The following is a 24,200-nucleotide window of genomic DNA, read 5'->3' on the forward strand; positions in this document are numbered from 1 at the left end:
GAATTCCCGGGTTGACACTGAAACAGTCGCACCGTAAATTAATCCTCAAATAGAGTTAGACAAGTTAATTGAGAATCGTGATGAACACACTAAACCTCGCGCAAGCGATGAAATCAGCACAGTGGTGGTGGCATTTCCCGAACTAGCGGGCGATGCATCTGTGCGTGTTTACACGTCGATTCATGAGAAACCCGCTGCATCAGCGGGTTTTTTATTGCCCGCACACTAGCTAGCAGAATAACGAGTTAAAAAAGGGCAACAACGTGCATTTTGAAAATCAATTAGGCTATTACCAGACGTTGCACATGCAACTTCCCTACAGCGCCACTACACAGCAACTGTTTGCGACGCTATGTGGTAACAAGCCACATACACTGCTGCTTGATTCAGCTGAAATCCAGTCGCGACAGCACCTGAAGAGTCTGTTAATGACACAAGCGTCGTTGCAAGTCACCTGCAACGGATACGAAGTACAGGTACGGGCGTTAACCGATAATGGTGCGCAATTACTGCCGTTTTTGGAACAACAACTCGAACCCTACGCACAATGCCAGCGCGACGCAGCGACACTAAATTGTCAATTCCAACCCGCTGATGCGCATGAACTCGATGAAGTTGAGCGCTTACGCCAAGCCAGTACCGAACAAGTTTTACGCATCTTACAGCAGCAACTCAAGCCGCTGGTCGCCAGCCATGCCCATGATTTTGCTTTGTTTGTCGGCGGCGTGTTCGGCTACGACTACATCGCTAGCATGGAAGAGTTACCGGACGTGCCAACGGCAGCGAATAGTTGCCCTGATTACCAATTCTATCTTGCTGAAAGTTTGGTGATCATCGACCATCAAGCGCAAACTACAGAGTTACTCGCAACTTTGCTCAGCGGCCCTGCATCTGCAGATTATTACCCGCGAATTGCCGCACAATTGGGTGAAATCGCTGCGCACTGCCAACTGCCAGCGATGCCTTCTGCACAGACACCCGCGGCGCCGACAGACAAAAGTGTGACTGCGAGCCCAAGTCGCGAGACTTATGCCCGTTGGGTTGCTGAATTACAGGAACATATTGCAGATGGCGATATTTTTCAGGTGGTGCCATCACGTCAGTTTAGCCTCGCCTGCCCAGACAGCTTGGCGGCCTACCAACAACTGAAGGCGAATAATCCTTCGCCCTATATGTTTTACCTGCGCAGCGATGACTTTGTTTTGTTCGGTGCTTCGCCTGAGTCAGCGCTAAAGTACACTGCACGCACCAACCAAGTTGAGCTGTACCCCATTGCCGGCACGCGTCCACGTGGCAAAAATAGCGATGGCAGCATTAACCCAGATCTCGATAGCCGCCTGGAACTTGAGTTGCGCTGCGACCAGAAAGAATTGGCCGAACACCTGATGCTCGTCGATCTCGCGCGCAACGATTTAGCGCGTATTGCGCAGCCAGGCACACGCTATGTCGCCGATTTGCTACAAGTGGATCGCTACTCCCATGTGATGCATTTGGTCTCTCGCGTGGTTGCTCAACTCGACGAAAACTTTGATGCCTTACATGCCTATCGCGCCTGCATGAATATGGGAACCCTCGTTGGCGCGCCAAAAGTGAGCGCGGCCCGTTTGATCCGCGCGTATGAACAGCAGCGCCGCGGCAGTTATGGTGGCGCCGTCGGTTACTTGAATGGTTGCGGCGACATGGACACCTGTATCGTTATCCGCTCAGCGTTCGTAAAAGAAGGTATCGCTTATGTACAAGCTGGCGCAGGCGTTGTCGCCGACTCTGTGGCGGACGCGGAAATTGCGGAAACCGAAAATAAAGCGCGCGCTGTGATCGCCGCTATCCAAGCAACGTACTCAAGTGAAACGGAGACGCAGGCATGAGCATGGCACGCATTATACTGATCGATAATATCGACTCGTTTAGCTACAACCTCGTCGATGAACTGCGTCAATTGGGCTACCCATTAAAGATTTATCGCAATACGGTTTCCCTGCAAACCATCCAAACTGAACTCGAGAACTATCGCGGCCCACAGTTAATTTGCTTATCACCTGGGCCCGGTCATCCGCGGCAAGCGGGCAATTTGATGGAGGTTATTGCGTATGCCAAAGGGCGTTACCCTCTGCTTGGTATTTGCTTAGGCTTTCAGGCGCTACTCGAAACTTATGGCGCTCGTGTTCAACGCTGCGGTGAAACCTTACATGGTAAAAGCTCGGCAATTCGCTGTTTACCACATGCGATCTTTGCAGATTTGCCTAATCCATTGGTGGTCGCCCGCTATCACAGTTTAGCGGGCTACGACTTGCCGACTGAAGTCCAAGTATTAGCCGACACTGATGCAGCGGGTCAAGCCATTCCGATGGCGGCCTACTTTCCAGACCACCATGCCATGGGCTTTCAATTTCACCCAGAATCGATTTTAACCGGGCGCGGCACGCAGTTGCTGACGCAAACCGTAAACTTTTTACTTTCCTCGGAGCCGCAGTAATGGAAGTTATCAAACGACTACTCGCTGGTGAAAGCCTATCACTTGAGGCCACAGAACAGCTATTTGACCGCTTAGTCAAAGGCGAGCTGAATGAGATCCAAATTACCGCCCTACTGACCGCAATGAAAATGCGTGGCGAACAGCCTGAAGAAATGGCCGGAGCGGCGCTCGCCTTGCGTCGCGCCGCCAAGCCTTTTCAGCGTCCAAACCGCCTGATCGTTGACAGTTGCGGTACCGGTGGTGATGGAAGCAATACGATCAATATTTCCACCACCGCCGCACTGGTTGCGGCGAGCATGGGCCTAACTGTTGCCAAGCATGGTAATCGCAGTGTGTCATCACGCTCAGGTTCCGCCGATGTACTCGAGAGTCTTGGCTTATCGGTTACGCAAGATCCGGAAGTCGCAGCAGCGCAACTTGAACAATTCAACTTTTGTTTCTTATTTGCCCCGCATTATCACCCTGGTATACGGTACGCCATGCCAGTGCGACAAACCTTGAAAACCCGTACACTGTTCAATCTACTGGGGCCACTCGTTAACCCTGCCAGTCCTGACGTACAACAGCTCGGTGTATATGACCCTGCTTGGTTACGCCCATTGGCGGAAACGCTGCGCCTGTTGGGTTGTAAGCGCGCCATGGTGGTACATGGTTCGGGTCTAGATGAAATCGCATTACATGGCACCACACAGGTAGTTGAGCTACGCGACAACGAACTCTTTGAGTATGAGTTGAGTCCGACTGACTTTGGCGTGGAGCAAGCCCCGGTGAGAGACTTACGTGGAGGTGATGCCGAGTTCAACGCCGCTGCGCTAATCAAGATTTTGATGGGCCAAGCACCAGCTGCGCAACGTGACGCTGTAGCAATTAGCACCGCTGGGTTGCTTTACCTAGCCGGACACCATGACACTTTAAAAGACGCCACAAATGCCGTGCTCGAGCATCTCGGCAGTGGCAAAGCCATGCAACACTTGCAGCAGTTACAGGAGTTTAACCGTGGCTAATAGTATTCTTGATACCATCGTCGCTAAGCGGCGCGAACGCTTAGCTGAACTGGCACAACAGTACAGTGAAGCGACCTTGCGCTCACGGCTGACGCCAAGCACACGCAGCCTTGCCGACGCGCTCGCGAAACCGCGCAGTAGCTTTATTCTGGAATGTAAAAAAGCGTCGCCATCCAAAGGTCTAATACGAGAAGATTTTCATCCAGTACAAATCGCGCAAACCTACGCGCGATACGCCGATGCGATTTCGGTATTAACCGAGCCTGACTTTTTTCAAGGTGACTTTGCCTATTTGAGCGCGGTCAGTGCGAGCGTGGATGTGCCGGTCCTGTGTAAAGACTTCATTGTCGAGCCCTTGCAAGTGTTGCTGGCAAGGCACTTTGGTGCGGACGCGATTTTGCTCATGCTATCCATTTTGGATGACGAGCAATACCAAGTGCTGGCCGCAGTTGCTGACGAACTGCAACTCGATATCTTGACTGAAGTCAGTACCGAGGAAGAAATGGCTCGGGCCAAACAGTTGGGTGCTAAAATTATCGGCATCAACAATCGTAACTTACATGATCTGAGTGTTGATCCGCAGCGTAGCAAAACACTCAGCAAGCTCGCACCGGACGATGCATTGCTAGTAGCTGAGTCGGGCTATAGCAGCAACGAACAGGTACGCGACAGTGCACCATTCGTTGATGGTTTTTTGGTTGGCAGTGCGCTTACCGCGCAAAGCAACATCGACCAAGCATGCCGTGAATTGATTTACGGCAAACATAAAGTCTGTGGTCTCAATAAAGTGCAGGACGCCATGGTCGCTCGAGCCGCAGGCGCTGCCTATGGTGGGTTGATTTTCGTACCTTCATCGCCACGCGCCGTGACCACGGCAACGGCGGCGCAATTAGTAGCGGCTGAACCTAAGTTGGCGTGGGTTGGTGTTTTTGCCGATCAGCCCCTCGCAAACATTGTGGCTAGCGCCACCGAACTTGGCTTACACGCAGTTCAACTGCATGGCCATGAAGACGCTGATTACCTTGCACAGTTGCGCAAAGAACTGCCAGCGAACGTTGAAATATGGCGCGCACTGGGAGTAGAACGGCCGTTTCAACTGCCGGCGCTCGGCGCTGATTACTACTTACTCGACAACGTGCGTGGCGGTAGTGGCCAAGAATTTGCTTGGGAACTCCTCAGTGAGCTGACGCCAGAACAACGCCAGCGCTGTATTCTTGCCGGTGGCTTAGGGCTGAATAATTTTGCCGCAGCGCAAGCCACAGGGCTCACACGTTTTGACTTTAATTCACGCCTTGAACGCAGCAAAGGCGACAAAGACGCAGGCTTGATCCTGCAGCTCTTTCAACACATTCGACAGTATGGGAAAACGAACCATGAGTGATAACCCAGCTTATTTTGGTGAATTTGGTGGCCAATTTGTGCCTGAGATTCTTTTGCCCGCGCTTGATCAGCTCGAACAAGCTTTTAATGACGCCCAGAAAGATCCTGAGTTTCAAAAGGAATTCAGTGATTTATTAAAAAATTACTTGGGTCGCCCGACGCCGGTCTCATTATGCCGTAATCTGCCGGTCGACAGTCCAAATGGCACGAAGATCTATCTCAAACGCGAAGATCTATTACATGGTGGCGCACATAAAACGAACCAGGTACTCGGCCAAGCACTGCTTGCCAAGCGTATGGGTAAGCAGCGCATCATTGCCGAAACGGGGGCCGGCCAGCACGGTACAGCTACCGCTCTCGCCTGTGCACTCCTCGACCTGGATTGCACCATTTACATGGGCAAGAAAGACGTCGAACGCCAACAGCCAAACGTATTCCGGATGGAGCTCATGGGCGCTAAGGTGGTGCCTGTCGATACCGGTAGCGGCACCTTAAAGGATGCGGTTAACGAGGCATTGCGTGATTGGACTGCAAGCTACCATGACACGCATTACCTGCTCGGTACGGCTGCCGGTCCGCACCCTTTCCCGACTATCGTGCGAGAGTTCCACCGCATGATTGGCGCCGAAGCCAAACGTCAAATTCTGGAACAAGCCGGCCGTCTACCCGATGAAGTTATCGCTTGTGTTGGGGGGGGGTCCAATGCCATCGGCATGTTCGCAGACTTTATTGACGAAAAAGACGTAGCACTGGTAGGCGTTGAACCCGCTGGTAAAGGTGTTAAAACCGCACACCACGGTGCGACTTTGAGCGCGGGTAAACCTGGGATCCTTCATGGCTGCAAATCATTTCTGATGCAAACCGATGAAGGGCAAATTGAAGAAAGCTACTCTGTGTCCGCCGGTCTCGACTACCCAGGCGTCGGTCCGCAGCACGCTTATTTACTTAGTATTGGCCGTGCACGCTATGAATCTGTGACCGACGATGAGGCCTTGGATGCCTTTAAACTGTTGGCCGAAAAAGAAGGTATTATTCCGGCGCTTGAGTCGGCACATGCCCTCGCCTACGCCATCCGTCGTGCGCAGGAACCCGATGCACCCGAAATTCTACTACTGAATCTCTCCGGCCGTGGTGATAAAGATATTGACCACGTACGCCGCATATTTGCTGCTCAAGCTGAAGCTGAAAAAGCCACGGAGGACCGCTCATGAGCCGCTATCAAGCCATGTTCAAGAAACTTGAAGCCGCCGACCAAGGCGCTTTCGTGCCCTTCGTCACCTTAGGCGACCCAAACGCAGAGCAAAGTCTCGCCATTATCGATGCTCTAGTTGCAGGCGGTGCCGATGCCCTCGAGTTAGGCTTTCCGTTTTCCGATCCTGTTGCTGATGGCCCGACTATCCAAAAAGCCGCCATCCGTTCGCTTAGTTCGGGAACAAAGATTGCCGACTGCTTCACCATGCTCAGCGAAATACGCAGCCGTCATCCAGATATCCCTGTTGGCTTGCTGGTCTACGCCAATTTGGTAGCCAGTTCAGGTATCGAACGATTCTACCAACGCTGCGCTGAGGCGGGTGTTGATTCGGTCTTAATTGCGGACGTTCCAGCCCGTGAAAGTCGTAACTTTATTGCAGCGGCAAAAGCCAACGGCATTGAACCCATTTTCATTGCTCCACCAGATGCTAACGCCGAACGCTTGCAGCGTATCGCGGAACTGAGTGAAGGCTATGTCTACTTGCTAAGTCGCGCCGGCGTCACTGGCGCAGAAACTGGAATGCAACGACCTGCTACCGCAGTCATAGACGCCTTGAAAGCCGCCAATAGCGCCCCACCATTGCTTGGCTTCGGTATTGCCAAACCGGAGCACGTTAAAGCTGCGCTCGCAGCCGGTGCAGCAGGCGCAATTAGTGGCTCCGCAGTGGTGAATATTATTGCGGAGCACCTTGATAACCCCAGCCAGATGACTGCGGAGCTTACTCGCTTTGTTGCTTCGATGAAGGCGGCAACAAGCAATCGCGCAGCGCTGTTACAGGGCTCGGATAGTTAAACTCAAACCCTTCCTGTTGCAACCTGGCCGGCACCACCCGCTGGCCAGTCAGCAACATTTGCGACATTTCACCCAGCATCAATTTCATTACCCATGCTGGCACCCGCATAAAGTGCGACTTGCGTAGCACTTTCGCGATAGTCGCACTGAATTCCTCTTGGCGAACCGGTTCCGGCGCCGTCGCATTGTAGACGCCTTGGCAACTGTCTTGTTCAAGTAGAAACTCGAGCAAGCGCGCCATATCTTCTAGGTGAACCCACGAAAAATACTGCTGGCCCGAGCCCAACGGCCCACCGAGTCCAAGTAGGTACGGCGGAAGCATTTTTTGCAAAGCACTGCCTTCGCGCGCCAAAACAACGCCGGTGCGCACAACACAAACACGCGTCTGCTCGGATTGCGCCGCAAGGGCTAGGCGTTCCCATTCGGCGCATAACTGGTGAGCAAAATCCTCGGGCCGCTCAACCTTCGCCTCTTCGGTCATGACCTTATCGCCTTGATCACCGTAATAGCCAATGGCCGAACCACTAATAAATACCTGCGGCGGCGTCTCACTTTGCTGGATACGTTCGGTTAGCTCACGGGTAATACCCCAGCGACTTTGCTGAATACGAAGTTTTTGCTTGTCACTCCAACGTTTGTCAGCAATACCTTCGCCTTGTAGATTAATGACAGCGTAGAAATCACCGATATTTTCCACTTCATTAAGGCTTGAGAGCGCATGCACACCTTTACCAAACCGTTCAATCGCGCGCTTCGGCTGACGGCTTAACACCGTAATACTGTATCGCTCGCGAAGGCGTTGAATTAGCTCGGTACCAATTAAGCCCGTACCACCGGTGATTAAAAGTTTCATGCAATCTTTCCTCGTTCAGCTACCTTTGCTTAAGGTAAGTGTAGACATTGCTGGTAGTCGTCAACAAACTTTTCTGGCAAACTCGACACATAAAATGTGAACGGAAACCACCATGCTGTTTGTACTTGAATATTTACCTATTGCGCTGTTTTTTGTCTTTTACTTGTTGGGCGATATCTTCCTCGCCACCGGCGTACTGATGCTCGGCACGGTTTTGCAAATCGTTGCCCTTAAGTTTATGCGTGAAGTGATTACCCCACGCCACTGGATCATCCTATGGATGGTGCTGATTTTCGGCTCCATCACCTTATTCTTACACGATGAATGGTTTATTAAGATCAAAGTGAGCGTTATTTACGTCGCGATCGCGCTCTTTTTACTTGTAGGCCTGTGGTGGAAAAAGCGCAGTCCGCTGCAGCAGTTTCTCGGCGAAGAAATCAACCTCCCCGATTTTGCCTGGCGACGCCTGACGTACGCATGGGTTATTTTTACGCTCGCTCTGGCTGCGGTAAACCTCTATATCGCTGAGCGCATGAGTCTGGACGTCTGGGTTAACTTCAAAGTGTTCGGTACGCTGGGTGCGACGCTCGTCTTTACCATCTTTACCGGCGCTTATATGTTTAAGCATCACACCGATCGCGACAAGGACAGCGAAGAAATTGAGTAACTCCTTTACCCTCGAAAGCGCCCCAGGAAGGTCCATCCGAGTTCATCAATTTGCCACGGATAACGCGGAAAAAGTGGTGATCATGGCGCCGGCGATGGCCGTCCCGCAACGCTACTACCATGAATTTTGCCAATGGTTAGCCCAGCAAGGCTACCATGTGCTCAGTTTTGACTACTTTGGTATTGGCGACAGTCACGGTGGTAATTTACGCCAAGTGGACAGCAGCATCAGTGATTGGGCGCGTTATGACGCGCAAACGGTACTTAATTACGCCTTAGATAACTTTAAGGTGCCCGTAGTGTGGTTCGCCCACAGCATTGGCGGGCAATTATTCGGTATGCTTGAGCGTCATGACGAGGTGGAACGCATGGTTACCGTCGCCACTGGCACTGGATTCTGGCGTGACACCAAGCCTAGCCTCAAGTACAAATCATGGGTATTGTGGCGCGGCATTGTGCCCTGGCTATTGCCTCTAGTTGGCTACTTCCCTGGTGAGCGTCTAGGTATTGTTGGTAATGTGCCACGTAGTGCGATGGCACAGTGGCGTAAATGGTGCCTGCACCCTGACTATCTGGTGGGAGCGGAAGACCTCTACAAGCGCTATGCGCGCGTGTCGACACCAATCATTAGCTTGGCGTTTAGTGATGACGAGCTGCTCACGCCGCGAAATATTACCGCGATGCACGATTTTTATGCATCGGCACCACAACGCCGCCATTTCGTTACGCCCGAAGATCTTGATGTCGACGCGATTCGACACTTTTCCTTATTTCGCCCTCGTAGCCAGCAGGTTTGGGAGAAGTTGCTAGCGCCGCAACTTTCTGCGGCGCTACCTGAATAAATCCCAGCCGCCTAAGCTAAACGACGAATCAATTGAGCCGTATTGCGACGAATCAGTCGAGCACACGCGATACGGCCCATTAAACCGACAATTACTGCGCCGGCAAGCGGACCCACTAACCAGAAGCGCCAATGGAATGTCGCCCCTAATTCGAACACTTGCGTTTGCAAAATATACAGGGATAGCTCCATCGCTAGAGTTGCAATTAAGCCACTGATTGCGCCCAAAATGACAAACTCATAGGTCACTGCGCGACTCAAAAGCTTCGCCGGCGCACCTAATGTACGTAGAATCACTAACTCCTTCTCGCGTTCCTCTAAGGAAGCTTGTACTTGGGCCAGCAGCACCAAAATGCCGGCGACGATCACCAAGATCAACACAAAGAGAATCGCCACACTCACTTGTTCAATGACTTCTCGCAACTGGTCCATAATAGCATCGAGATCAATCAAAGAGACCTGAGGGAAGGGTTTGAACAACTCATAGAGCTCTGACTTACGCTCCTGCGGTAAGTTAAAGCTTGAGATATAGGTTGCCGGGAACTCTTCGAGGGTCGAAGTGTTGAAGATCATGAAGAAGTTCGGCTGTAACGAGCCCCAGTTCACTTCGCGGATACTGGTAATTGGCACTGTGAAGACCTCACCGCCAATATTGAACTCCAGCTCATCGCCAAGACCAACACGCATACGCTCGGCAACTTCACTTTCGATAGAAACTTGTGGTTCTGCGTTCTCGCCCCACCACTCACCTGCGGTGATTTCATTATTTGGAGGCAAGGTATCGCGCCAGGTTAGAGATAACTCACGACCAAAGCCCTCACGCTGCTCACCTTGAACTTCGGCATCGCTTTCACGCTCTTCTTTGGAGACCTCATCCACTACTGGCACACCATTCACTGCGGTCATGCGCCCCGGTACTATCGGATACATGTCTTCAGCGGCAATATCACGCTCAGCAAAGCGCTGTTGCAGTTGCTCGACATCGTCCTCAGCAACATTGATCAGAAAGTAATTCGGCGCATCGTCAGGGAGCTGACGCTGCCAATCCGCCAACAGCTCGTGGCGCAAGGCAAGCACCAGTAACAACAGCATAATGGCGGTCGAAAAGCTCAGCATCTGCACACTATTTGCCTGCGCACGACGCTGCAAACCTGCCATGGCAAGACGCCACGCACTTCCCGCCTGCATGCCAGCCTGGCGACTGGCGCGAATGAACAAACGCCCTACGACCAGCAGCAACACCGCTGCCAAAGCACCGCCAACGAACAATGCGGTGGAGAGTAGCCACTGCTGGCTGTACAACCATAGCAACAGATAAATCGTCCCACCGGATGCCACCCAGTGTAGCCAACGTAGACGGTCAGTACCGGTAAGCTGACGATTTAACACCCGCAAAGGCGGAATCCCGACCAAGCGCAGGAGCGGATACAAGGTAAACATCACCGCACTGACCAAGCCGGTACCGATGGCTAGCAAATAGCCACGGCCACTACCAGGCGGGAGATTCACGTCAAAATATTGAGCTACTAAATCAACGACTTGGCTTTGAATCAACCAACCCAACGCGACGCCAATACCAATACTAAAAGTGGTCAACAACAGCAAATGCAAAATAAAGATTTTCTGGATCTGGCTGCGTTGCGCGCCCATAGTTTTGAAGATAGCTACCACATCATAGTTTCGCTGGCAGTAACGCTGCGCCGCGACTGCGACGGCCGTTGCCGCTAACACTACACCAAGCAAACTTGCCAATAGCATAAAGCGCTCAGCACGGCGTAAACTGCGCGCTAACGGTGAATCACCGTCCTCGACACTCCGCCAATTGTGGGTGTCGTCGTTCAACTGTGGCCGTAACCACGCTTCGTAGGCATCGAGCGCCGCTGGCTCGCCCGCATAGAGCACGTTAAAACGCACGCGACTGCCCGGCTGTATCAAACCGGTTGCCGCAAGCTCAGAATAATTAATCAAGACATTTGGGCTATCGGTAAAGACCGAAAAGCCAACATCCGGCTCATAGGTCAACACTTTCGTTACGATAAAACCGCTATCGCCTATTTCAATGGTATCGCCAATCTCTAGCTGGAGCTCCTGAAACAAGGCGGCGGCCACCCACGCTTCATCCGCAGCAGGCAACCCTTCAGCTAATGCATCTTGCGCATAGGGTTGTTCGGCGACCCGCAACTCGCCCCGCAATGGATAACCATCGCTCACGGCTTTAACGTCGACCAACGCCAGTTGCTCACCGGCGAACGCCATCGAGTTAAACACCACTCGCTGCGCGGTCTGTAGACCTTCCGCTTGCGCGCGAGCAATCCAGTCTTCGCTCACGTCACGACGCGAACTGAGCACGCGATCGGCGGCAAGAAACTCAGCGCTACGCTCGGTAAGTCCCGCTTGTAACCGATCGGTAAATAGTGCCAACGACAAAACAGCGGTCACCGATAACACGATAGCCGCGGCCATAATGGTCAGTTCACCGCGGCGCAACTCATGCTTTAACAAACGCCACGAGATTTTATGCCACATCGCGCACCACCTCTGATAACTGCCCTGCGTCCATCCGCAATACGCGCTGGCAGCGCTTCGCGAGCTCACTGTCGTGCGTCACCATCACCAAGGTCGTGCCTGACTCTTCGTTCATTTGGAACAATAGATCTTCGACTTTTTGCCCGGTGGCAGCATCAAGGTTGCCGGTAGGTTCATCGGCAAATAAAATTTTGGGCGTGCCGACGAAGGCCCGCGCAATCGCCACACGCTGCTGTTCACCACCTGATAGCTGATTCGGGTAATGGGTCAAGCGATCTTGCAGACCTACCTTACTTAGCAGCTCACGCGCCTGCTTCTCCGCATCTCGATTGCCAGCGAGTTCAGCAGGAAGCATCACGTTCTCGAGCGCCGTAAGACTTGGAATCAACAAAAACGACTGAAAGATAAAACCGATCTTGTCAGCACGGACTTTTGCACGCTGCTCTTCATCCAAATCGCCCAAATTTACGTTATCTATAGAAACATTTCCGGCACTAGCGAGGTCCAAGCCTGCAAGTAAACTGAGTAGTGTGGATTTACCCGAACCCGACGCGCCAACAATGGCAACGGTTTCGCCCGCAGCAATTTGCAGGTCAGTGGGTTGTAAAATGTGTAAAATACCCTCACTAGTTTCAACATCTTTCTTTAATTGAGTGGTTTGAATAAGCATCTATGAAAAACTTCCTAGTTAAATTGGGTTTAATTTTGTTCGTCGTTGTCCTTATACGTCCAGTTTCGGCAAATGTCTCACTGGTCGTGCTCGGCGATAGCCTGAGTGCCGGTTACGGCATGTCACAAAAAGAGTCATGGGTAGGCATCCTACAGCAACGTTGGCAGCAGACCTACCCCTCTATCACGCTCGTCAACGCTAGCATTAGCGGTGACACCACCCAAGGTGCGCTTAATCGCCTCAATGGCGTAATCAAAACCCACCAACCCGATGCGGTTTTCGTTGAATTAGGCGGTAATGATGGCTTACGTGGCTTCACCCCGATGGCGATTAAATCTAATTTGTTACAAATCATTGAGCGCTTGCAAGAGGAAGGCATTAAAGTTGCGGTGAGTCAGGTGCGAATTCCGCCGAACTACGGCCGTCGCTACAGCGATATGTTCGCGGATATTTTTCCAGACGTGACGGAAAGCACCGATACACTGTTGATCCCATTCTTTATGGAACAGATTGCGGTCAAGCCTGAATTGATGCAAAACGACGGAATTCACCCGAATCGTGAGGCGCAAGACGATATTGCGGACATTATGGAGCCGCATCTTCTAGAATTACTAGGAAAAGGCTAAAAACTAAGAGCGATGTTTGCTATTTGCTGTTTGATGTTGGTTTAAACAAACCACGAAGAGCGAACGCAGTGAGCGTGCGAATAGCGAGTAGCGTTTTTGGAAATATGGCGTCCCCTAGGGGATTCGAACCCCTGTTACCGCCGTGAAAGGGCGGTGTCCTAGGCCTCTAGACGAAGGGGACCCTGGACTACTGGAAAGCGATGTTTGCTATTTGCTGTTTGCTGTTGGTTTAAACCAAGAGCGAAGAGCAAACGCAGTGAGCGTGCGAATAGCGAACAACGTTTTTAAATTGTTGGCGTCCCCTAGGGGATTCGAACCCCTGTTACCGCCGTGAAAGGGCGGTGTCCTAGGCCTCTAGACGAAGGGGACCCCGGACAAAAAAACTAACTGCGATGTTTGCTCTTTGCTGTTCGCTGTTGGTTTAATCAAACGGCGAACATCGAATAGCGAACAACGGTTTTGAAAGTGGCGTCCCCTAGGGGATTCGAACCCCTGTTACCGCCGTGAAAGGGCGGTGTCCTAGGCCTCTAGACGAAGGGGACGCAGTCTTCCAAACCTGCCAGTGTATGTGGTGGAGCTAAGCGGGATCGAACCGCTGACCTCTTGCATGCCATGCAAGCGCTCTCCCAGCTGAGCTATAGCCCCAGTACCCTGACAGCGGGGCGAATTCTATGGTAAATCGTTGCTAACCGTCAACCCTTTTTTTCGGCAATTTGAATCGTTTGCTAAAAAATTAGGCAGTTCGCACAAATGCTCGCCAATGATTGCCTAATAAGTATGACAAAAGCACCCTACTCGGCAAAATGATAGATACGCTCGAGTGATTCGCGATCTTGTACCGTCACTTCCATATCTCGTACCAAGCCATCTTCCAAGCTATACACCCACCCGTGAATGGCGAGCTCTTGGCCTCGCTCCCATGCATTCTGAATAATCGTGGTTTTGGCTAAGTTACGAACCTGTTCGATAACGTTCAACTCGCACAAACGGTCAATTCGCGCGTGTTCATCAAGAGCCTCAAGCTCTAAATGGTGATCACGATAAATATCTTTAATAGGATAGAGCCAGTGATCAACGAGGCCGTGTGTGCAATTTTCCGTTGCTGCACGAACGCCGCCACAACCGTAATGTCCGACCACGAGAATATGCTTTACTTTTAGCGCATCGACCGCATATTGCACCACCGATAGGCAGTTGAAGTCCGTCTGGATAACCTGATTCGCAACATTACGATGGACGAAGAGCTCACCCGGCGCCATGCCAACCACCTGATTCGCAGGCACCCGACTGTCCGAACACCCTATCCACAAGTACTCAGGACTTTGTTGCGCCACAAGATCCGCAAAGAACTGCGGATCTTCTTCAATCATTAATTTGGCCCACTCTTTATTGTTGGCAATGAGCTGCCGAACTTTTGGCATTGCGTCTTTTCCTATTATTGCGCTTGTTCGCGCTCCATAATAAACGAAATCGCCCGCGCAATGCGTCCGACCACTTGCTCTTGATCAAGAAGTTCTAAAGTAACGTCAAGTGATGGTGAGTTCCCAGAGCCGGTAGCGGCAACACGTAATGGCATCCCTACTTTGCCCATACCTACACCGAGGTCATCGGCAGTCGCTTGAATCGCCGCTTGGATGTTTGCGGCATTCCACTCGCTTACACTCGCGAGGCGGTCTTGCACCGCTTCGAGCGCTTCACGGGCAACTGGACGCAAATGCTTCTTCGCCGCAGCCTCATCAAAGTTTTCATATTCTTCATAGAAATAGCGTGCTGAACTCGCCATCTCTTTCAAGGTCTTCACGCGGTCTGCCAGCAACGGAATGATTTTTTCTAAAGCAGGACCTTTACTCACGTCGATGGCCTGATCGGTAAAGTGCCACTGTAGATATTCGGCAACCTCGCTCACTGGCAACGCTTTCATGTAATGTTGATTAAGCCAGTTAAGCTTCTCAGTGTTAAACGCAGATGCCGCTTTGTTGACGTCGTCAAGCTTGAACAAGCGAATCATTTCATCAACGCTAAAGATTTCTTGATCGCCGTGTGACCAACCGAGGCGTACCAGATAATTTAGCACGGCCTGCGGCAAGTAACCGTCATCACGGTATTGCATGACGCTCACCGCACCGTGACGCTTGGAGAGTTTCTTACCATCGTCACCCAAAATCATTGAAACATGCGCGTACTCGGGTACCGGTGCACCCAAGGCTTGGAGAATATTGATTTGCCGAGGTGTATTGTTGATATGGTCTTCGCCACGCACCACATGGGTGATGTTCATTTCCCAATCGTCAATCACCACACAGAAATTGTAGGTCGGCGTACCATCGCTACGGGCAATGATTAAGTCATCGAGTTCGGTGTTGGCAAATTCAATTGGGCCACGGATGTGATCATTGAACTTCACAGAGCCCGTTTGCGGGTTACGAAAACGGATGACATAACGGTCGCCACCGACATTCGGATTGTCACGGCAGTGGCCGTCATAGCGAGGCTTCTCGCCACGCGCCATCTGCTCGTCACGCATTTTCTCGAGACGCTCAGTCGAACAATAACATTTATAGGCTTTGTCTTCGTCGAGCAACTTATCGATGTAGTGCTGATAGCGGTCAAAGCGTTTAGTTTGATAGAACGGGCCCTCGTCCCAGTTCAAGCCCAACCATTCCATACCTTCTAAAATGGCATCGATCGCAGGCTGTGTTGAGCGTTCGCGATCCGTATCTTCAATTCGTAGAACAAATTTTCCGCCAGCAGCCTTGGCTACCAACCATGAATAAAGCGCTGTACGCGCGCCACCAACGTGAAGATAACCAGTTGGGCTTGGGGCAAATCGAGTTACGACCGTCATATTAGTTGCATTCTCCGCATCATTCGGGTTATTTTGCTGCGTAGTTTAGCAATAACTAGGGGTGGTCGCATCACTGGTTTTGCTAAAAAGCAGCGGGGTTTTGCGAAAAGCGAAGGACTTTTCGCCCGAATTGCTCGAAACTCGCGCGAATCGGTGAAAAAGACAGCAAACAGTACTTTTGGCTATTATTTTTTGTTGACAGGCTTGCGCAGCGCCCTATAATACCGCCCCGCAACGCAGAGAAAACGGATGGTTAGCTCAGTTGGGAGAGCACCGCCCTTACAAGGCGGGGGTCACTGGTTCGAGCCCAGTACCATCCACCACTCTTTAATTTTTCTGCAGACCGAATCCCAGGATGGTTAGCTCAGCTGGGAGAGCACCGCCCTTACAAGGCGGGGGTCACTGGTTCGAGCCCAGTACCATCCACCACTTCCCTTGAAATTCAAAAGCGATGTTTGCTATTCGCTGTTCGTTGTTTGTTTAAAACCAAAACAAAACACACGTAGCCCGTAGTTCTACTACGGGGCAGACCATCCCTTATCGCTATGTTTGTCGCTTGCTAATAGCTGAAAAAACCTTTTCAGATGCCGCGAATAAAGCAGCAGCCAGAAAGCCACTAACCAAGCAAAAATAATAAATGCCTTTGCGAAGGCAAAGTGTGGCCAATTACTGGCAACCAAGCTTGCTAACAAAACACCATCGGCGATCCAGCTCGCCCACAATAACCATGGCGCGATTCGCGCAAACCTAGGAACCCACTTAGGCAATTTGGCTTTCATTTGGGTAAGCATGACCAACACTGCCAATGCCGGCAAACCAACACTCAGCGTCAGCACGAACTGTTCAGTGTTGCTATAGAAAAACTGCAATAAGCGGCTGCGATCTTCCCTGAACGTAAGCGAAATTATCCAAGCGATATAACCGCGCAGAAATAGTGCAAGTACGAACACCAAAGCAAGCGGTGTCCGTAACTGTCCATCGTTGGTTAAGTAGCGCTCATCGCCGAACTGAAGTTGCATCCCTACCCCAACAACTTGATGCGTTCACGTAATTTAGACACATCGTCACGAAGCTGTGCAGCTTTCTCGAACTCCAAGTCTTTAGCTGCTTGGTACATTTCTTTTTCTTTTTTCTCTAAGACCTTCATGATGGCAATTGGATCATTGAGGTCGACGTCGTACTTCGCTTCAGCTTCCGCAATCGCTTTACGTTCATCGTAGTTGCGGCGACGTTGCCGGGCACCACCTAAGTCCATCACATCGGTGATACGTTTATTCAGTCCCTGCGGAGTGATGCCATGCTCTTCGTTATAGGCAATCTGTTTGGCCCGACGACGCTCCGTCTCATCCATCGCGCGTTGCATCGAACCCGTTATTTTGTCGGCGTACAGAATAGCTTTACCATTCACATTCCGGGCGGCACGCCCCATGGTCTGAATCAACGAACGATCAGAACGCAGGAAGCCTTCTTTGTCGGCATCTAAAATCGCGACCAAGCTGACCTCTGGCATATCGAGCCCCTCACGCAGCAGGTTGATCCCCACCAAGACATCAAACTCGCCTAAACGCAAATCACGAATGATTTCCATGCGCTCGACGGTGTCGATATCGGAGTGCAAGTAGCGCACTTTAATCCCATGCTCATCAAGATAGTCGCTGAGATCTTCCGCCATCTTCTTGGTTAGTGTTGTCGCGAGTACGCGCTCATTACGTTCGACACGCTCGCGCACCTCCGACATTAAATCATCGACCTGAGTTGCGACCGGCCGCACTTCAATCGTTGGATCCACCAAGCCTGTTGGCCGCACCACTTGTTCAATGACCTCGCCCGCTGACTTTTCTAGCTCATAAGGTCCCGGAGTTGCAGTCACATAGACGCGCTGTGGCGCAATGGCTTCAAACTCTTCAAACTTTAACGGGCGGTTATCGAGTGCCGATGGCAAACGAAAGCCATAGTTCACCAAATTTTCCTTGCGCGAACGGTCGCCTTTATACATGGCACCTATCTGTGACACCGTCACGTGCGACTCGTCGATGATCATCAAAGCATCGTCCGGCAAATAATCTAACAACGTTGGCGGTGGCTCGCCCGGTGCGCGGCCAGAGAGGTAACGTGAGTAGTTTTCGATACCGGAGCAATAGCCGAGTTCAAGCATCATTTCGATATCGTATTGGGTACGCTGCGTGATGCGTTGCTCTTCAATGAGTTTGTTGGCATCCAGCAACTGCTGACGACGCTCTTTCAATTCTTCTTTGATCTGGTCAATGGCCTTTAATAGCGTCTCGCGTGGCGTCACATAGTGCGTTTTCGGATAAATCGTTGCTCGCGCAACGTCCGCCTGCATCACTTGCCCTGTCAACGGCTCGAAAAAGCTAATCCGATCGATTTCGTCGTCGAACAACTCTACCCGCACCGCCATCTCATCCGACTCGGCTGGGAAGATATCAATCACTTCACCACGCACTCGGTAGGTACCACGTTCAAACGCAGCATCGTTGCGCTTGTACTGCAGTTGCGCTAAGCGGCGTAAAATATCGCGCTGATCGATGATGTCACCACGGCGTAAGTGCAACATCATTTTCATGTACGACTCAGGATCACCCAAACCATAAATACACGAAACAGACGCAACCAAGACGACATCACGGCGTTCCATCAAAGCCTTAGTCGCTGACAAACGCATTTGCTCAATGTGGTCGTTAATTGAGGCGTCTTTCTCGATAAAGGTATCAGTGGTCGGCACGTAGGCTTCGGGCTGATAGTAATCGTAATAAGAGACAAAATACTCAACGGCATTATTGGGAAAGAACTCTTTCATTTCGCCATACAACTGCGCCGCGAGCGTTTTGTTATGCGCAAGGATCAACGTCGGCCGTTGGATTTTTTGAATCACATTAGCCATGGTAAACGTCTTACCCGAGCCGGTAACTCCCAGCAAGGTTTGGTGTGCTAAACCAGCGTCAAGGTTATCGACGAGTTTTTCAATAGCTTGGGGCTGATCCCCCGCCGGTTGATAATCGGAAACGAGCTCAAAAGCACGTGCCATTAAACAGCCTCCTTTTGCTGTTCTTGCGCCCATTCTTTCTGCAAGAAACGTTTAAACCATTGCCAAGCGATCAACGCGGTAATGAAATTCGCGATAACACCACCCATAAACAGGCCTGTCATATCGGCAATGAGTGAGCCAATGTAACTCAGCGGGACGAACATCACGAACAAACGCACGATACTCAACCACAGCGCCGACATCGGTGCGTGCATGGCATTAAAACTGGAGTTGGTGAGAATAATCACGCCTTGCATGCCATAGCCTAGGGGCATGATGTAAATAAACAGGCGTATCAGTCGAGCCACTTCAGGATCATCTGTAAACACCATCGCAATGTAAGGTGCCGTTACCAGTAACAGCAAGTAAATAGCAAACTGCAAGACAATAACCGCCCGCAAGGCCGTTAGGTATGCATCTTTTACCCGCTGAAACTGCATAGCGCCGAAGTTTTGACTAATTAACGGCGGTAAACTCATCGACAGCGCCAAAATAATGACACTGGCGAGCGACTCAAGCCGCGTACCAACCCCAAATGCAGCAACCGCTGGTGCGCCGTAACCGGCAATGATTGCGGTTAACACGGCCATAGCAGCTGGTGTGAGCATATTTGCGCCCGCAGCGGGTAAACCTATCGACAATATTTGTCGCGCCGAACGAATGGGATGGGCATCTTGCGGAACTTTGAGGCTAATAAGATCTTTGTATTTGAGGTACCAAAGCACCAATACGGTACCAATGGTCCAGCTGATGAGGCTCGCTAAGGCTGCGCCCTGAACGCCTAAAGCTGGGATGGGACCAAGACCAAAAATCAAAATCGGATCAAAAATAGCGTTCAATAACCCGCCAGATGCCATGATCAGTGAAGGCGTTCGCGTGTCACCCGAAGAACGCAACACCGCATTGCCGACCATCGGGATCACCAGCAAGGTCGCACCGGCAAACCAAATGTACATATACTCATGGATCAGCGGTAGCAGGCGTTCTTGCGCCTGCAACGCAGTAAAAATCGGATTCATCAGAAACAAACCGACCACTGAAAGCGCCGCGACTAAAAGTGCAGAAGCCACAAGCGCGATCGTGCCGTCAAAGCGCGCATGCTCTTGACGCCCCGCGCCGCGCTTGCGCGCGAGTACGGCAGAGGTGCCAATCCCCAAGCCAATCGCAAGACTGACCACAGTAAAGGTCACCGGAAAGGTAAAGCTCACCGCGGCCAAGGGATCCGTACCTAGCATACCGACAAAGAAGGTATCGACCACGTTAAAGCTGATCAGCGTCAGCACCCCAATGATCACCGGCCACGTCATTTGCCATAACGTACGCGGGATAGGGTCATTTACCAAAGATCGTGCCGATACTGCTGAGGCCATTAAGCTTCCTAAGGTGTTTTTGCGGGTGAAATCTAAAGTCGCCTAGTGTAACGGAAATCGGTTTTTGCCGCTATCTTGGCGCCAAAAAAGCACAGAAATTTGCGCGATGATCCCATTCCGATCATGGACAACAATCTGCGAGGATCATATAGTACATACCTTCTTACGAACCACCTGCTTATGTTAGATCCACAGGAAATCGCCGTGAACTACACATTGTCTGATCGTGTTAATGCAATTCAACCCTCTCCTACGCTTGCTGTTTCACAAAAAGCAGCCGAACTGAAAGCTGCAGGCCATGACGTTATCGGTCTCGGTGTCGGCGAGCCGGATTTTGATACACCTGACTTCATTAAAGAAGCGGCCAAGCAAGCGATCGATGCCGGTCATACCAAATATACTGCGGTAGATGGTATCGTCGAATTGAAGCAAGCGGTCATTGATAAGTTCAAGCGCGATAACGATCTGAATTACGAGAAAAACGAGATTCTCATCTCAGCCGGTGGTAAGCACAGTATCTTTAACTTGCTAAGCGCGTGGCTGAATCCTGGCGACGAAGTTTTAGTACCAGCGCCCTACTGGGTTTCATACCCTGATATGGCGAAACTTGTCGGCGCCGAGCCAAAGTTTATTCAAGCTGGTATTGAACAGCGCTATAAGATCACTCCAGAACAACTTGCTGCGGCGATCACTCCTAAAACGCGTTTACTATTTTTGAATAGTCCGTCGAATCCTACGGGTACTGCATATAGCAAAGAAGAGCTCGCTGCATTGGCTGAAGTGCTGCGTCAGCATCCGCAGGTATTAATCGCCAGTGATGATATGTACGAGCATATCCTTTGGGCCGATTTCCCATTCGCAAACATCGCCATGGCAGCACCAGATCTTAAAGACCGCATCGTATTGCTCTCTGGCGTCTCAAAAGCCTATGCGATGACAGGTTGGCGTATCGGCTATGCCGCCGGCCCTGCCCCGTTAATCGCGGCAATGAAGAAAATTCAATCGCAAAGCACCTCGAATCCAGCAAGTATTAGTCAATATGCTGCTTTAGCGGCGCTAACTGGCGACCAAAGCTGTATCGATACCATGATTAAAGCTTTCAAAGAGCGTCATGATTACTTGGTCAAAGCACTCAATGAGATTCCTGGTGTTCGCTGTATCGAGGGAGACGGTACTTTCTACACGTTCGCCAATATCGAAGAAATGATGCAAAGCAAAGCATTGGCGACCGATGTTGAATGGTGCGAAGCTTTATTGAATGAAAATAAAGTTGCTTTGGTGCCTGGTTCAGCTTTCGGAGCACCGGGTCATTGCCGATTATCCTTTGCAACCGACTTAGACACGCTAAAAGAAGCTGTTGCACGCATTAAGGCCTTCGCGAACAGCGGTCGTTAACAAATACGACAATCCTGTCATATGAAGTTTTTATAACAAAGCCCGAAAACACCTTGTTTCGGGCCTTGTTAGCTGTCAAAAATTCACCAAAGTTATGAAGAAATACACAACCTCTGTTGTTTTGCTATACAGTTTTTAGATTGTGTAAATGCAATTGAGCGCAAATCAATGACTTATTGTAAGGTATTGATTTAAAACAACATATAAATAGACAGTCACTTTTTAAGCAACCCACGAATTCGCCCCTACCGCACGAGTTTTAAGGCTTCTCACACATTTGCCCACAAGGTTATCCACAGATTTAGTGGATAAGATCGGCAACCCCACGAATGGCGTGAGTTTGCCCCTACTGTGGATAACCGAGGGCTATTGCGTATTATGATTTATGTTATAGATGCGATTGATTTTGTGACTTGACAAAAGGAATTCTCAGAGGCCCTGCGCAGAAAACGTGCAAACGCGCATTTTTGCTTGTTTTTACTATTGACAGCCTGCGCGGGCACCTTTAACATTCGCATCCGTTGTTTGATGTGTTCCCCAGTAGCTCAGTTGGTTAGAGCGGTGGACTGTTAATCCATGTGTCGTTGGTTCGAATCCAACCTGGGGAGCCAACATCATCAAATAACCAATTCCCTTTCGATTCCCCAGTAGCTCAGTTGGTTAGAGCGGTGGACTGTTAATCCATGTGTCGTTGGTTCGAATCCAACCTGGGGAGCCAAGCTTTAAGCAAGCAACTCCGAACGCAATAACGCCCTGTAATTATCGACCTCTGCCCGCTTCCATAACCGCCGACTTAAATCCGCAACGCGTTCGTGTGCACCACTGGTTAGCCATTGTGATAGCGCTTCTGCAACATTCGGCCAATAGCACTGTTGTGCTTCTGCATTGGCAAACCAATCCGCAAGCCCTTGTTCAGACAACTGAGGTAACTGCGAGGCTAAGCCAAGCTCAGCTAAACAGCGTGCATTAGCGATTTGCTCAAACTGCCCTGCCAACGGTCGTACCAACAGCTTTTTACCGTAACTCAGTGCCTCGCAGCTGGTCTCAAAGCCGGCATTGCTGATCACCCCTTCGGCGCGCACAAATTGCTCGGCAAAGCGCATCCGTGACGGAGGATAGTAGTCAATCCCAGCGATTTTCTGCCGCTTCGCCTCAGGATGAAAAACACTAAAACTATACTGTGGAAACTTAACCAAGAGCCGATGTACGCTTAGCAACGACTCGAACGGTAAGTAGACTAGATAGTGATCTTGAGCCGCCTGCTGTGCCGGAACCCGTTGATGCACAATAGGTGGCACAATGTGAGCTCCATCGTTCACCCAGTGCATACCAACGGTATCGGTAGCCGGTGCAAACCAGCCGAGCATCTGCTTATACAGCCAAGGCAAACGCAGCGACTTGGTCCTTCCCATGAAGGCATACTGTCGCCCCATGCCAATACAACGCTTACCTTGACGCTTCGCGGCCCAAGCCACGACGGGTTCATAATCTGTCACCACCATATCGTAATGACTCAGGTCTAGCGCCCCCACATCACGCCAAAATTGCCGCCAGTCATTTTGTTGTAGCGTCGCCGCGAGATCAATGCGGCCGCCTTTCACTGCGAAAGACAAGCCTTTACGCCATTGCCAGGATCCAAAGGCTTCCATATCAAAGAAATGCTCTGGGGCGCGACCTGAAACTAAATAATCGACTTGTACCGGCTTGTTGGCTAAGGCTTCTGCTAACGCACTGCAACGGCTCAAATGACCATTGCCAGTACCCTGCACTCCAATAAGAATTCGCATGCACTACTCCTTACCAATTGCGCCAGTGCGGTTCCTAATAGCGCACCAGCAAGGATATCGCCTGGATAATGCACTCCAAGCAATAAACGAGATAAACCAACAGCGGTCGCCCAACTGAACCACAGCAGAGAAAGCTCGGGAAAATAGGCGGCGGCTAGACCCGCAAATAAGAAGGCGGCCGTTGTATGGCCGGACGGGAAGCTAAATTGATCGTGCGCTTGAATAACGGCCTGAATTGAGAGTTGCTGATAAGGACGAGGACGTTTTAGCACCCGCTTGATAAACATGAATAGAGGTATTTCAATAGCAAAACCAAGCGCTAAAAGCTGTAGTAACACACTGCCATCTTGCCGATGATTAAGGTAAAGTAGGCCTGCAACAATCGCATACATGTAGCCATCACCGCTACGCGAAATCCAGCGGATCCACGACTGCTGCTGGAAGCTTTGTGAGCGCTGTGAACACCAACAAAACCATTGCTGGTCGTAACGGCTTAAAGTAGCTAGCCACCGCACCATAACAGGCTCCTTTGTTCCTGTAACTGCAGCTAAAGTACGTGGCAAACATGGCGTTTATGCGACAGTCAGATGAAAATTCGATGACAATCGTCGAAAAATTCCGCAAAAGTCGAATAACACTACAGTCTGTCGGTTGTTTCAAAGCGGCAAACATTC

General features: G+C 50.9%; 20 protein-coding genes, 8 tRNA genes and 1 other annotated feature. Of the genes, 14 read left to right on the top strand and 14 right to left on the bottom strand.

Going from position 1 to position 24,200, the window contains the following annotated elements; genetic code table 11:
- Positions 1 to 119: 119 nt before the first annotated feature.
- Positions 120 to 216 (top strand) — a sequence feature (Trp leader region).
- Positions 217 to 263: 47 nt separating this feature from the next.
- Genes CWE21_RS02655 through trpA form a run of 6 tightly spaced genes read left to right on the top strand, consistent with a single transcriptional unit; the run spans position 264 to position 6,901 of the window.
- Positions 264 to 1,865, top strand: a complete 1,602-nt coding sequence (locus CWE21_RS02655) for an anthranilate synthase component 1 (RefSeq protein ID WP_241970198.1) — start codon at positions 264 to 266, stop codon at positions 1,863 to 1,865.
- Positions 1,866 to 1,867: 2 nt separating this feature from the next.
- Positions 1,868 to 2,473, top strand: coding sequence for an aminodeoxychorismate/anthranilate synthase component II (locus CWE21_RS02660; protein ID WP_126832876.1), 606 nt, complete (start codon positions 1,868 to 1,870; stop codon positions 2,471 to 2,473).
- Positions 2,473 to 3,477 (top strand): anthranilate phosphoribosyltransferase, encoded by a 1,005-nt coding sequence (trpD, locus tag CWE21_RS02665; RefSeq protein WP_126832878.1) that lies wholly within the window; start codon positions 2,473 to 2,475, stop codon positions 3,475 to 3,477. Before CWE21_RS02660 ends, trpD begins: the two co-directional genes overlap by 1 nt.
- Complete coding sequence (trpCF, locus tag CWE21_RS02670) at positions 3,470 to 4,858, top strand: bifunctional indole-3-glycerol-phosphate synthase TrpC/phosphoribosylanthranilate isomerase TrpF (RefSeq protein WP_241970199.1); 1,389 nt, start codon at positions 3,470 to 3,472, stop codon at positions 4,856 to 4,858. Before trpD ends, trpCF begins: the two co-directional genes overlap by 8 nt.
- Complete coding sequence (gene trpB / locus CWE21_RS02675; protein WP_126832882.1) at positions 4,851 to 6,068, top strand: tryptophan synthase subunit beta; 1,218 nt, start codon at positions 4,851 to 4,853, stop codon at positions 6,066 to 6,068. Before trpCF ends, trpB begins: the two co-directional genes overlap by 8 nt.
- The gene (gene trpA / locus CWE21_RS02680) at positions 6,065 to 6,901 is read left to right on the top strand and encodes a tryptophan synthase subunit alpha (RefSeq protein WP_126832884.1); all 837 of its coding nucleotides are present in this window, start codon (positions 6,065 to 6,067) and stop codon (positions 6,899 to 6,901) included. The genes trpB and trpA overlap by 4 nt, the downstream gene beginning before the upstream one ends.
- Here the strand turns inward: trpA and CWE21_RS02685 are convergent.
- Entirely contained in the window at positions 6,828 to 7,754 is a 927-nt protein-coding gene (locus CWE21_RS02685; protein ID WP_126832886.1) for a TIGR01777 family oxidoreductase, read from the bottom strand. The genes trpA and CWE21_RS02685 overlap by 74 nt on opposite strands.
- Before the next feature lie 112 nt (positions 7,755 to 7,866).
- Here CWE21_RS02685 and CWE21_RS02690 point away from each other — a divergent pair, with 112 nt between their 5' ends.
- Positions 7,867 to 8,421 carry an inner membrane-spanning protein YciB gene (locus CWE21_RS02690; protein WP_126832888.1) on the top strand — a complete coding sequence of 185 codons (555 nt, stop codon included), beginning with the start codon at positions 7,867 to 7,869 and terminating at the stop codon, positions 8,419 to 8,421.
- Positions 8,414 to 9,262, top strand: coding sequence for an alpha/beta hydrolase family protein (locus CWE21_RS02695; protein WP_126832890.1), 849 nt, complete (start codon positions 8,414 to 8,416; stop codon positions 9,260 to 9,262). Before CWE21_RS02690 ends, CWE21_RS02695 begins: the two co-directional genes overlap by 8 nt.
- A gap of 11 nt (positions 9,263 to 9,273) precedes the next feature.
- Here the strand turns inward: CWE21_RS02695 and CWE21_RS02700 are convergent, their stop codons facing one another.
- Positions 9,274 to 11,787 carry an ABC transporter permease gene (locus CWE21_RS02700; protein WP_126832891.1) on the bottom strand — a complete coding sequence of 838 codons (2,514 nt, stop codon included), beginning with the start codon at positions 11,785 to 11,787 and terminating at the stop codon, positions 9,274 to 9,276.
- Positions 11,777 to 12,457: an ABC transporter ATP-binding protein gene (locus tag CWE21_RS02705; protein WP_126832893.1), complete on the bottom strand. Its 681-nt coding sequence runs from the start codon at positions 12,455 to 12,457 to the stop codon at positions 11,777 to 11,779. Before CWE21_RS02705 ends, CWE21_RS02700 begins: the two co-directional genes overlap by 11 nt.
- A 2-nt stretch (positions 12,458 to 12,459) precedes the next feature.
- Between CWE21_RS02705 and CWE21_RS02710 the strand changes: the two genes are divergently transcribed.
- Complete coding sequence (locus CWE21_RS02710; RefSeq protein WP_126832895.1) at positions 12,460 to 13,083, top strand: arylesterase; 624 nt, start codon at positions 12,460 to 12,462, stop codon at positions 13,081 to 13,083.
- Positions 13,084 to 13,188: 105 nt separating this feature from the next.
- Here the strand turns inward: CWE21_RS02710 and CWE21_RS02715 are convergent.
- From CWE21_RS02715 to gltX, 6 genes are all read right to left on the bottom strand, one after another.
- Positions 13,189 to 13,264: transfer RNA gene (locus tag CWE21_RS02715), tRNA-Glu, on the bottom strand.
- A gap of 112 nt (positions 13,265 to 13,376) precedes the next feature.
- Positions 13,377 to 13,452: transfer RNA gene (locus CWE21_RS02720), tRNA-Glu, on the bottom strand.
- Positions 13,453 to 13,549: 97 nt separating this feature from the next.
- Positions 13,550 to 13,625, bottom strand: a tRNA-Glu gene (locus CWE21_RS02725).
- 27 nt (positions 13,626 to 13,652) lie between these two features.
- Positions 13,653 to 13,728 (bottom strand) — tRNA-Ala (locus CWE21_RS02730).
- Positions 13,729 to 13,874: 146 nt separating this feature from the next.
- Positions 13,875 to 14,504 carry a carbonate dehydratase gene (gene can, locus CWE21_RS02735; protein WP_126832897.1) on the bottom strand — a complete coding sequence of 210 codons (630 nt, stop codon included), beginning with the start codon at positions 14,502 to 14,504 and terminating at the stop codon, positions 13,875 to 13,877.
- Positions 14,505 to 14,518: 14 nt separating this feature from the next.
- Complete coding sequence (gene gltX, locus CWE21_RS02740) at positions 14,519 to 15,928, bottom strand: glutamate--tRNA ligase (RefSeq protein ID WP_126832899.1); 1,410 nt, start codon at positions 15,926 to 15,928, stop codon at positions 14,519 to 14,521.
- Between the two features lie 247 nt (positions 15,929 to 16,175).
- Between gltX and CWE21_RS02745 the strand changes: the two genes are divergently transcribed.
- Positions 16,176 to 16,251, top strand: a tRNA-Val gene (locus tag CWE21_RS02745).
- Positions 16,252 to 16,281: 30 nt separating this feature from the next.
- Positions 16,282 to 16,357, top strand: a tRNA-Val gene (locus CWE21_RS02750).
- 89 nt (positions 16,358 to 16,446) lie between these two features.
- Here CWE21_RS02750 and CWE21_RS02755 read toward each other — a convergent pair.
- From CWE21_RS02755 to CWE21_RS02765, 3 genes are read right to left on the bottom strand one after another with little or no spacing between them, the layout of a single operon-like run.
- Positions 16,447 to 16,947, bottom strand: coding sequence for a DUF2919 family protein (locus CWE21_RS02755; RefSeq protein ID WP_126832901.1), 501 nt, complete (start codon positions 16,945 to 16,947; stop codon positions 16,447 to 16,449).
- A 2-nt stretch (positions 16,948 to 16,949) separates the two neighbouring features.
- Complete coding sequence (gene uvrB / locus CWE21_RS02760) at positions 16,950 to 18,974, bottom strand: excinuclease ABC subunit UvrB (protein ID WP_126832903.1); 2,025 nt, start codon at positions 18,972 to 18,974, stop codon at positions 16,950 to 16,952.
- Complete coding sequence (locus CWE21_RS02765; protein ID WP_126832905.1) at positions 18,974 to 20,344, bottom strand: MATE family efflux transporter; 1,371 nt, start codon at positions 20,342 to 20,344, stop codon at positions 18,974 to 18,976. The genes uvrB and CWE21_RS02765 overlap by 1 nt, the downstream gene beginning before the upstream one ends.
- Before the next feature lie 180 nt (positions 20,345 to 20,524).
- Here CWE21_RS02765 and CWE21_RS02770 point away from each other — a divergent pair, with 180 nt between their 5' ends.
- From CWE21_RS02770 to CWE21_RS02780, 3 genes are all read left to right on the top strand, one after another.
- A complete protein-coding gene (locus tag CWE21_RS02770; protein WP_276567298.1) occupies positions 20,525 to 21,739 on the top strand; it encodes a pyridoxal phosphate-dependent aminotransferase in 1,215 nt (404 codons plus the stop codon).
- 534 nt (positions 21,740 to 22,273) lie between these two features.
- Positions 22,274 to 22,350, top strand: a tRNA-Asn gene (locus CWE21_RS02775).
- A 30-nt stretch (positions 22,351 to 22,380) separates the two neighbouring features.
- A tRNA-Asn gene (locus tag CWE21_RS02780) sits at positions 22,381 to 22,457 on the top strand.
- 4 nt (positions 22,458 to 22,461) lie between these two features.
- Here the strand turns inward: CWE21_RS02780 and CWE21_RS02785 are convergent.
- Positions 22,462 to 23,526 (bottom strand): glycosyltransferase family protein, encoded by a 1,065-nt coding sequence (locus CWE21_RS02785; RefSeq protein ID WP_126832907.1) that lies wholly within the window; start codon positions 23,524 to 23,526, stop codon positions 22,462 to 22,464.
- Positions 23,481 to 24,044, bottom strand: coding sequence for a phosphatase PAP2 family protein (locus tag CWE21_RS02790; protein WP_126832909.1), 564 nt, complete (start codon positions 24,042 to 24,044; stop codon positions 23,481 to 23,483). Before CWE21_RS02790 ends, CWE21_RS02785 begins: the two co-directional genes overlap by 46 nt.
- Between the last annotated feature and the right edge of the window lie 156 nt (positions 24,045 to 24,200).

It is taken from the genome of Pseudidiomarina aquimaris (assembly GCF_003987395.1).
Classification (GTDB): domain Bacteria; phylum Pseudomonadota; class Gammaproteobacteria; order Enterobacterales; family Alteromonadaceae; genus Pseudidiomarina; species Pseudidiomarina aquimaris.

Bases quoted from the DNA above. Each gene is read 5' to 3' on its own strand.
- CWE21_RS02660 (WP_126832876.1), top strand. From the start codon at position 1,868: ATGGCACGCATTATACTGATCGATAATATCGACTCGTTTAGCTACAAC.
- trpD (WP_126832878.1), top strand. From the start codon at position 2,473: ATGGAAGTTATCAAACGACTACTCGCTGGTGAAAGCCTATCACTTGAG.
- trpB (WP_126832882.1), top strand. From the start codon at position 4,851: ATGAGTGATAACCCAGCTTATTTTGGTGAATTTGGTGGCCAATTTGTG.
- trpA (WP_126832884.1), top strand. From the start codon at position 6,065: ATGAGCCGCTATCAAGCCATGTTCAAGAAACTTGAAGCCGCCGACCAA.
- CWE21_RS02685 (WP_126832886.1), bottom strand. From the start codon at position 7,754: ATGAAACTTTTAATCACCGGTGGTACGGGCTTAATTGGTACCGAGCTA.
- CWE21_RS02690 (WP_126832888.1), top strand. From the start codon at position 7,867: ATGCTGTTTGTACTTGAATATTTACCTATTGCGCTGTTTTTTGTCTTT.
- CWE21_RS02700 (WP_126832891.1), bottom strand. From the start codon at position 11,787: ATGTGGCATAAAATCTCGTGGCGTTTGTTAAAGCATGAGTTGCGCCGC.
- CWE21_RS02705 (WP_126832893.1), bottom strand. From the start codon at position 12,457: ATGCTTATTCAAACCACTCAATTAAAGAAAGATGTTGAAACTAGTGAG.
- CWE21_RS02710 (WP_126832895.1), top strand. From the start codon at position 12,460: ATGAAAAACTTCCTAGTTAAATTGGGTTTAATTTTGTTCGTCGTTGTC.
- can (WP_126832897.1), bottom strand. From the start codon at position 14,504: ATGCCAAAAGTTCGGCAGCTCATTGCCAACAATAAAGAGTGGGCCAAA.
- gltX (WP_126832899.1), bottom strand. From the start codon at position 15,928: ATGACGGTCGTAACTCGATTTGCCCCAAGCCCAACTGGTTATCTTCAC.
- CWE21_RS02755 (WP_126832901.1), bottom strand. From the start codon at position 16,947: ATGCAACTTCAGTTCGGCGATGAGCGCTACTTAACCAACGATGGACAG.
- uvrB (WP_126832903.1), bottom strand. From the start codon at position 18,974: ATGGCACGTGCTTTTGAGCTCGTTTCCGATTATCAACCGGCGGGGGAT.
- CWE21_RS02765 (WP_126832905.1), bottom strand. From the start codon at position 20,344: ATGGCCTCAGCAGTATCGGCACGATCTTTGGTAAATGACCCTATCCCG.
- CWE21_RS02770 (WP_276567298.1), top strand. From the start codon at position 20,525: ATGTTAGATCCACAGGAAATCGCCGTGAACTACACATTGTCTGATCGT.
- CWE21_RS02785 (WP_126832907.1), bottom strand. From the start codon at position 23,526: ATGCGAATTCTTATTGGAGTGCAGGGTACTGGCAATGGTCATTTGAGC.
- CWE21_RS02790 (WP_126832909.1), bottom strand. From the start codon at position 24,044: ATGGTGCGGTGGCTAGCTACTTTAAGCCGTTACGACCAGCAATGGTTT.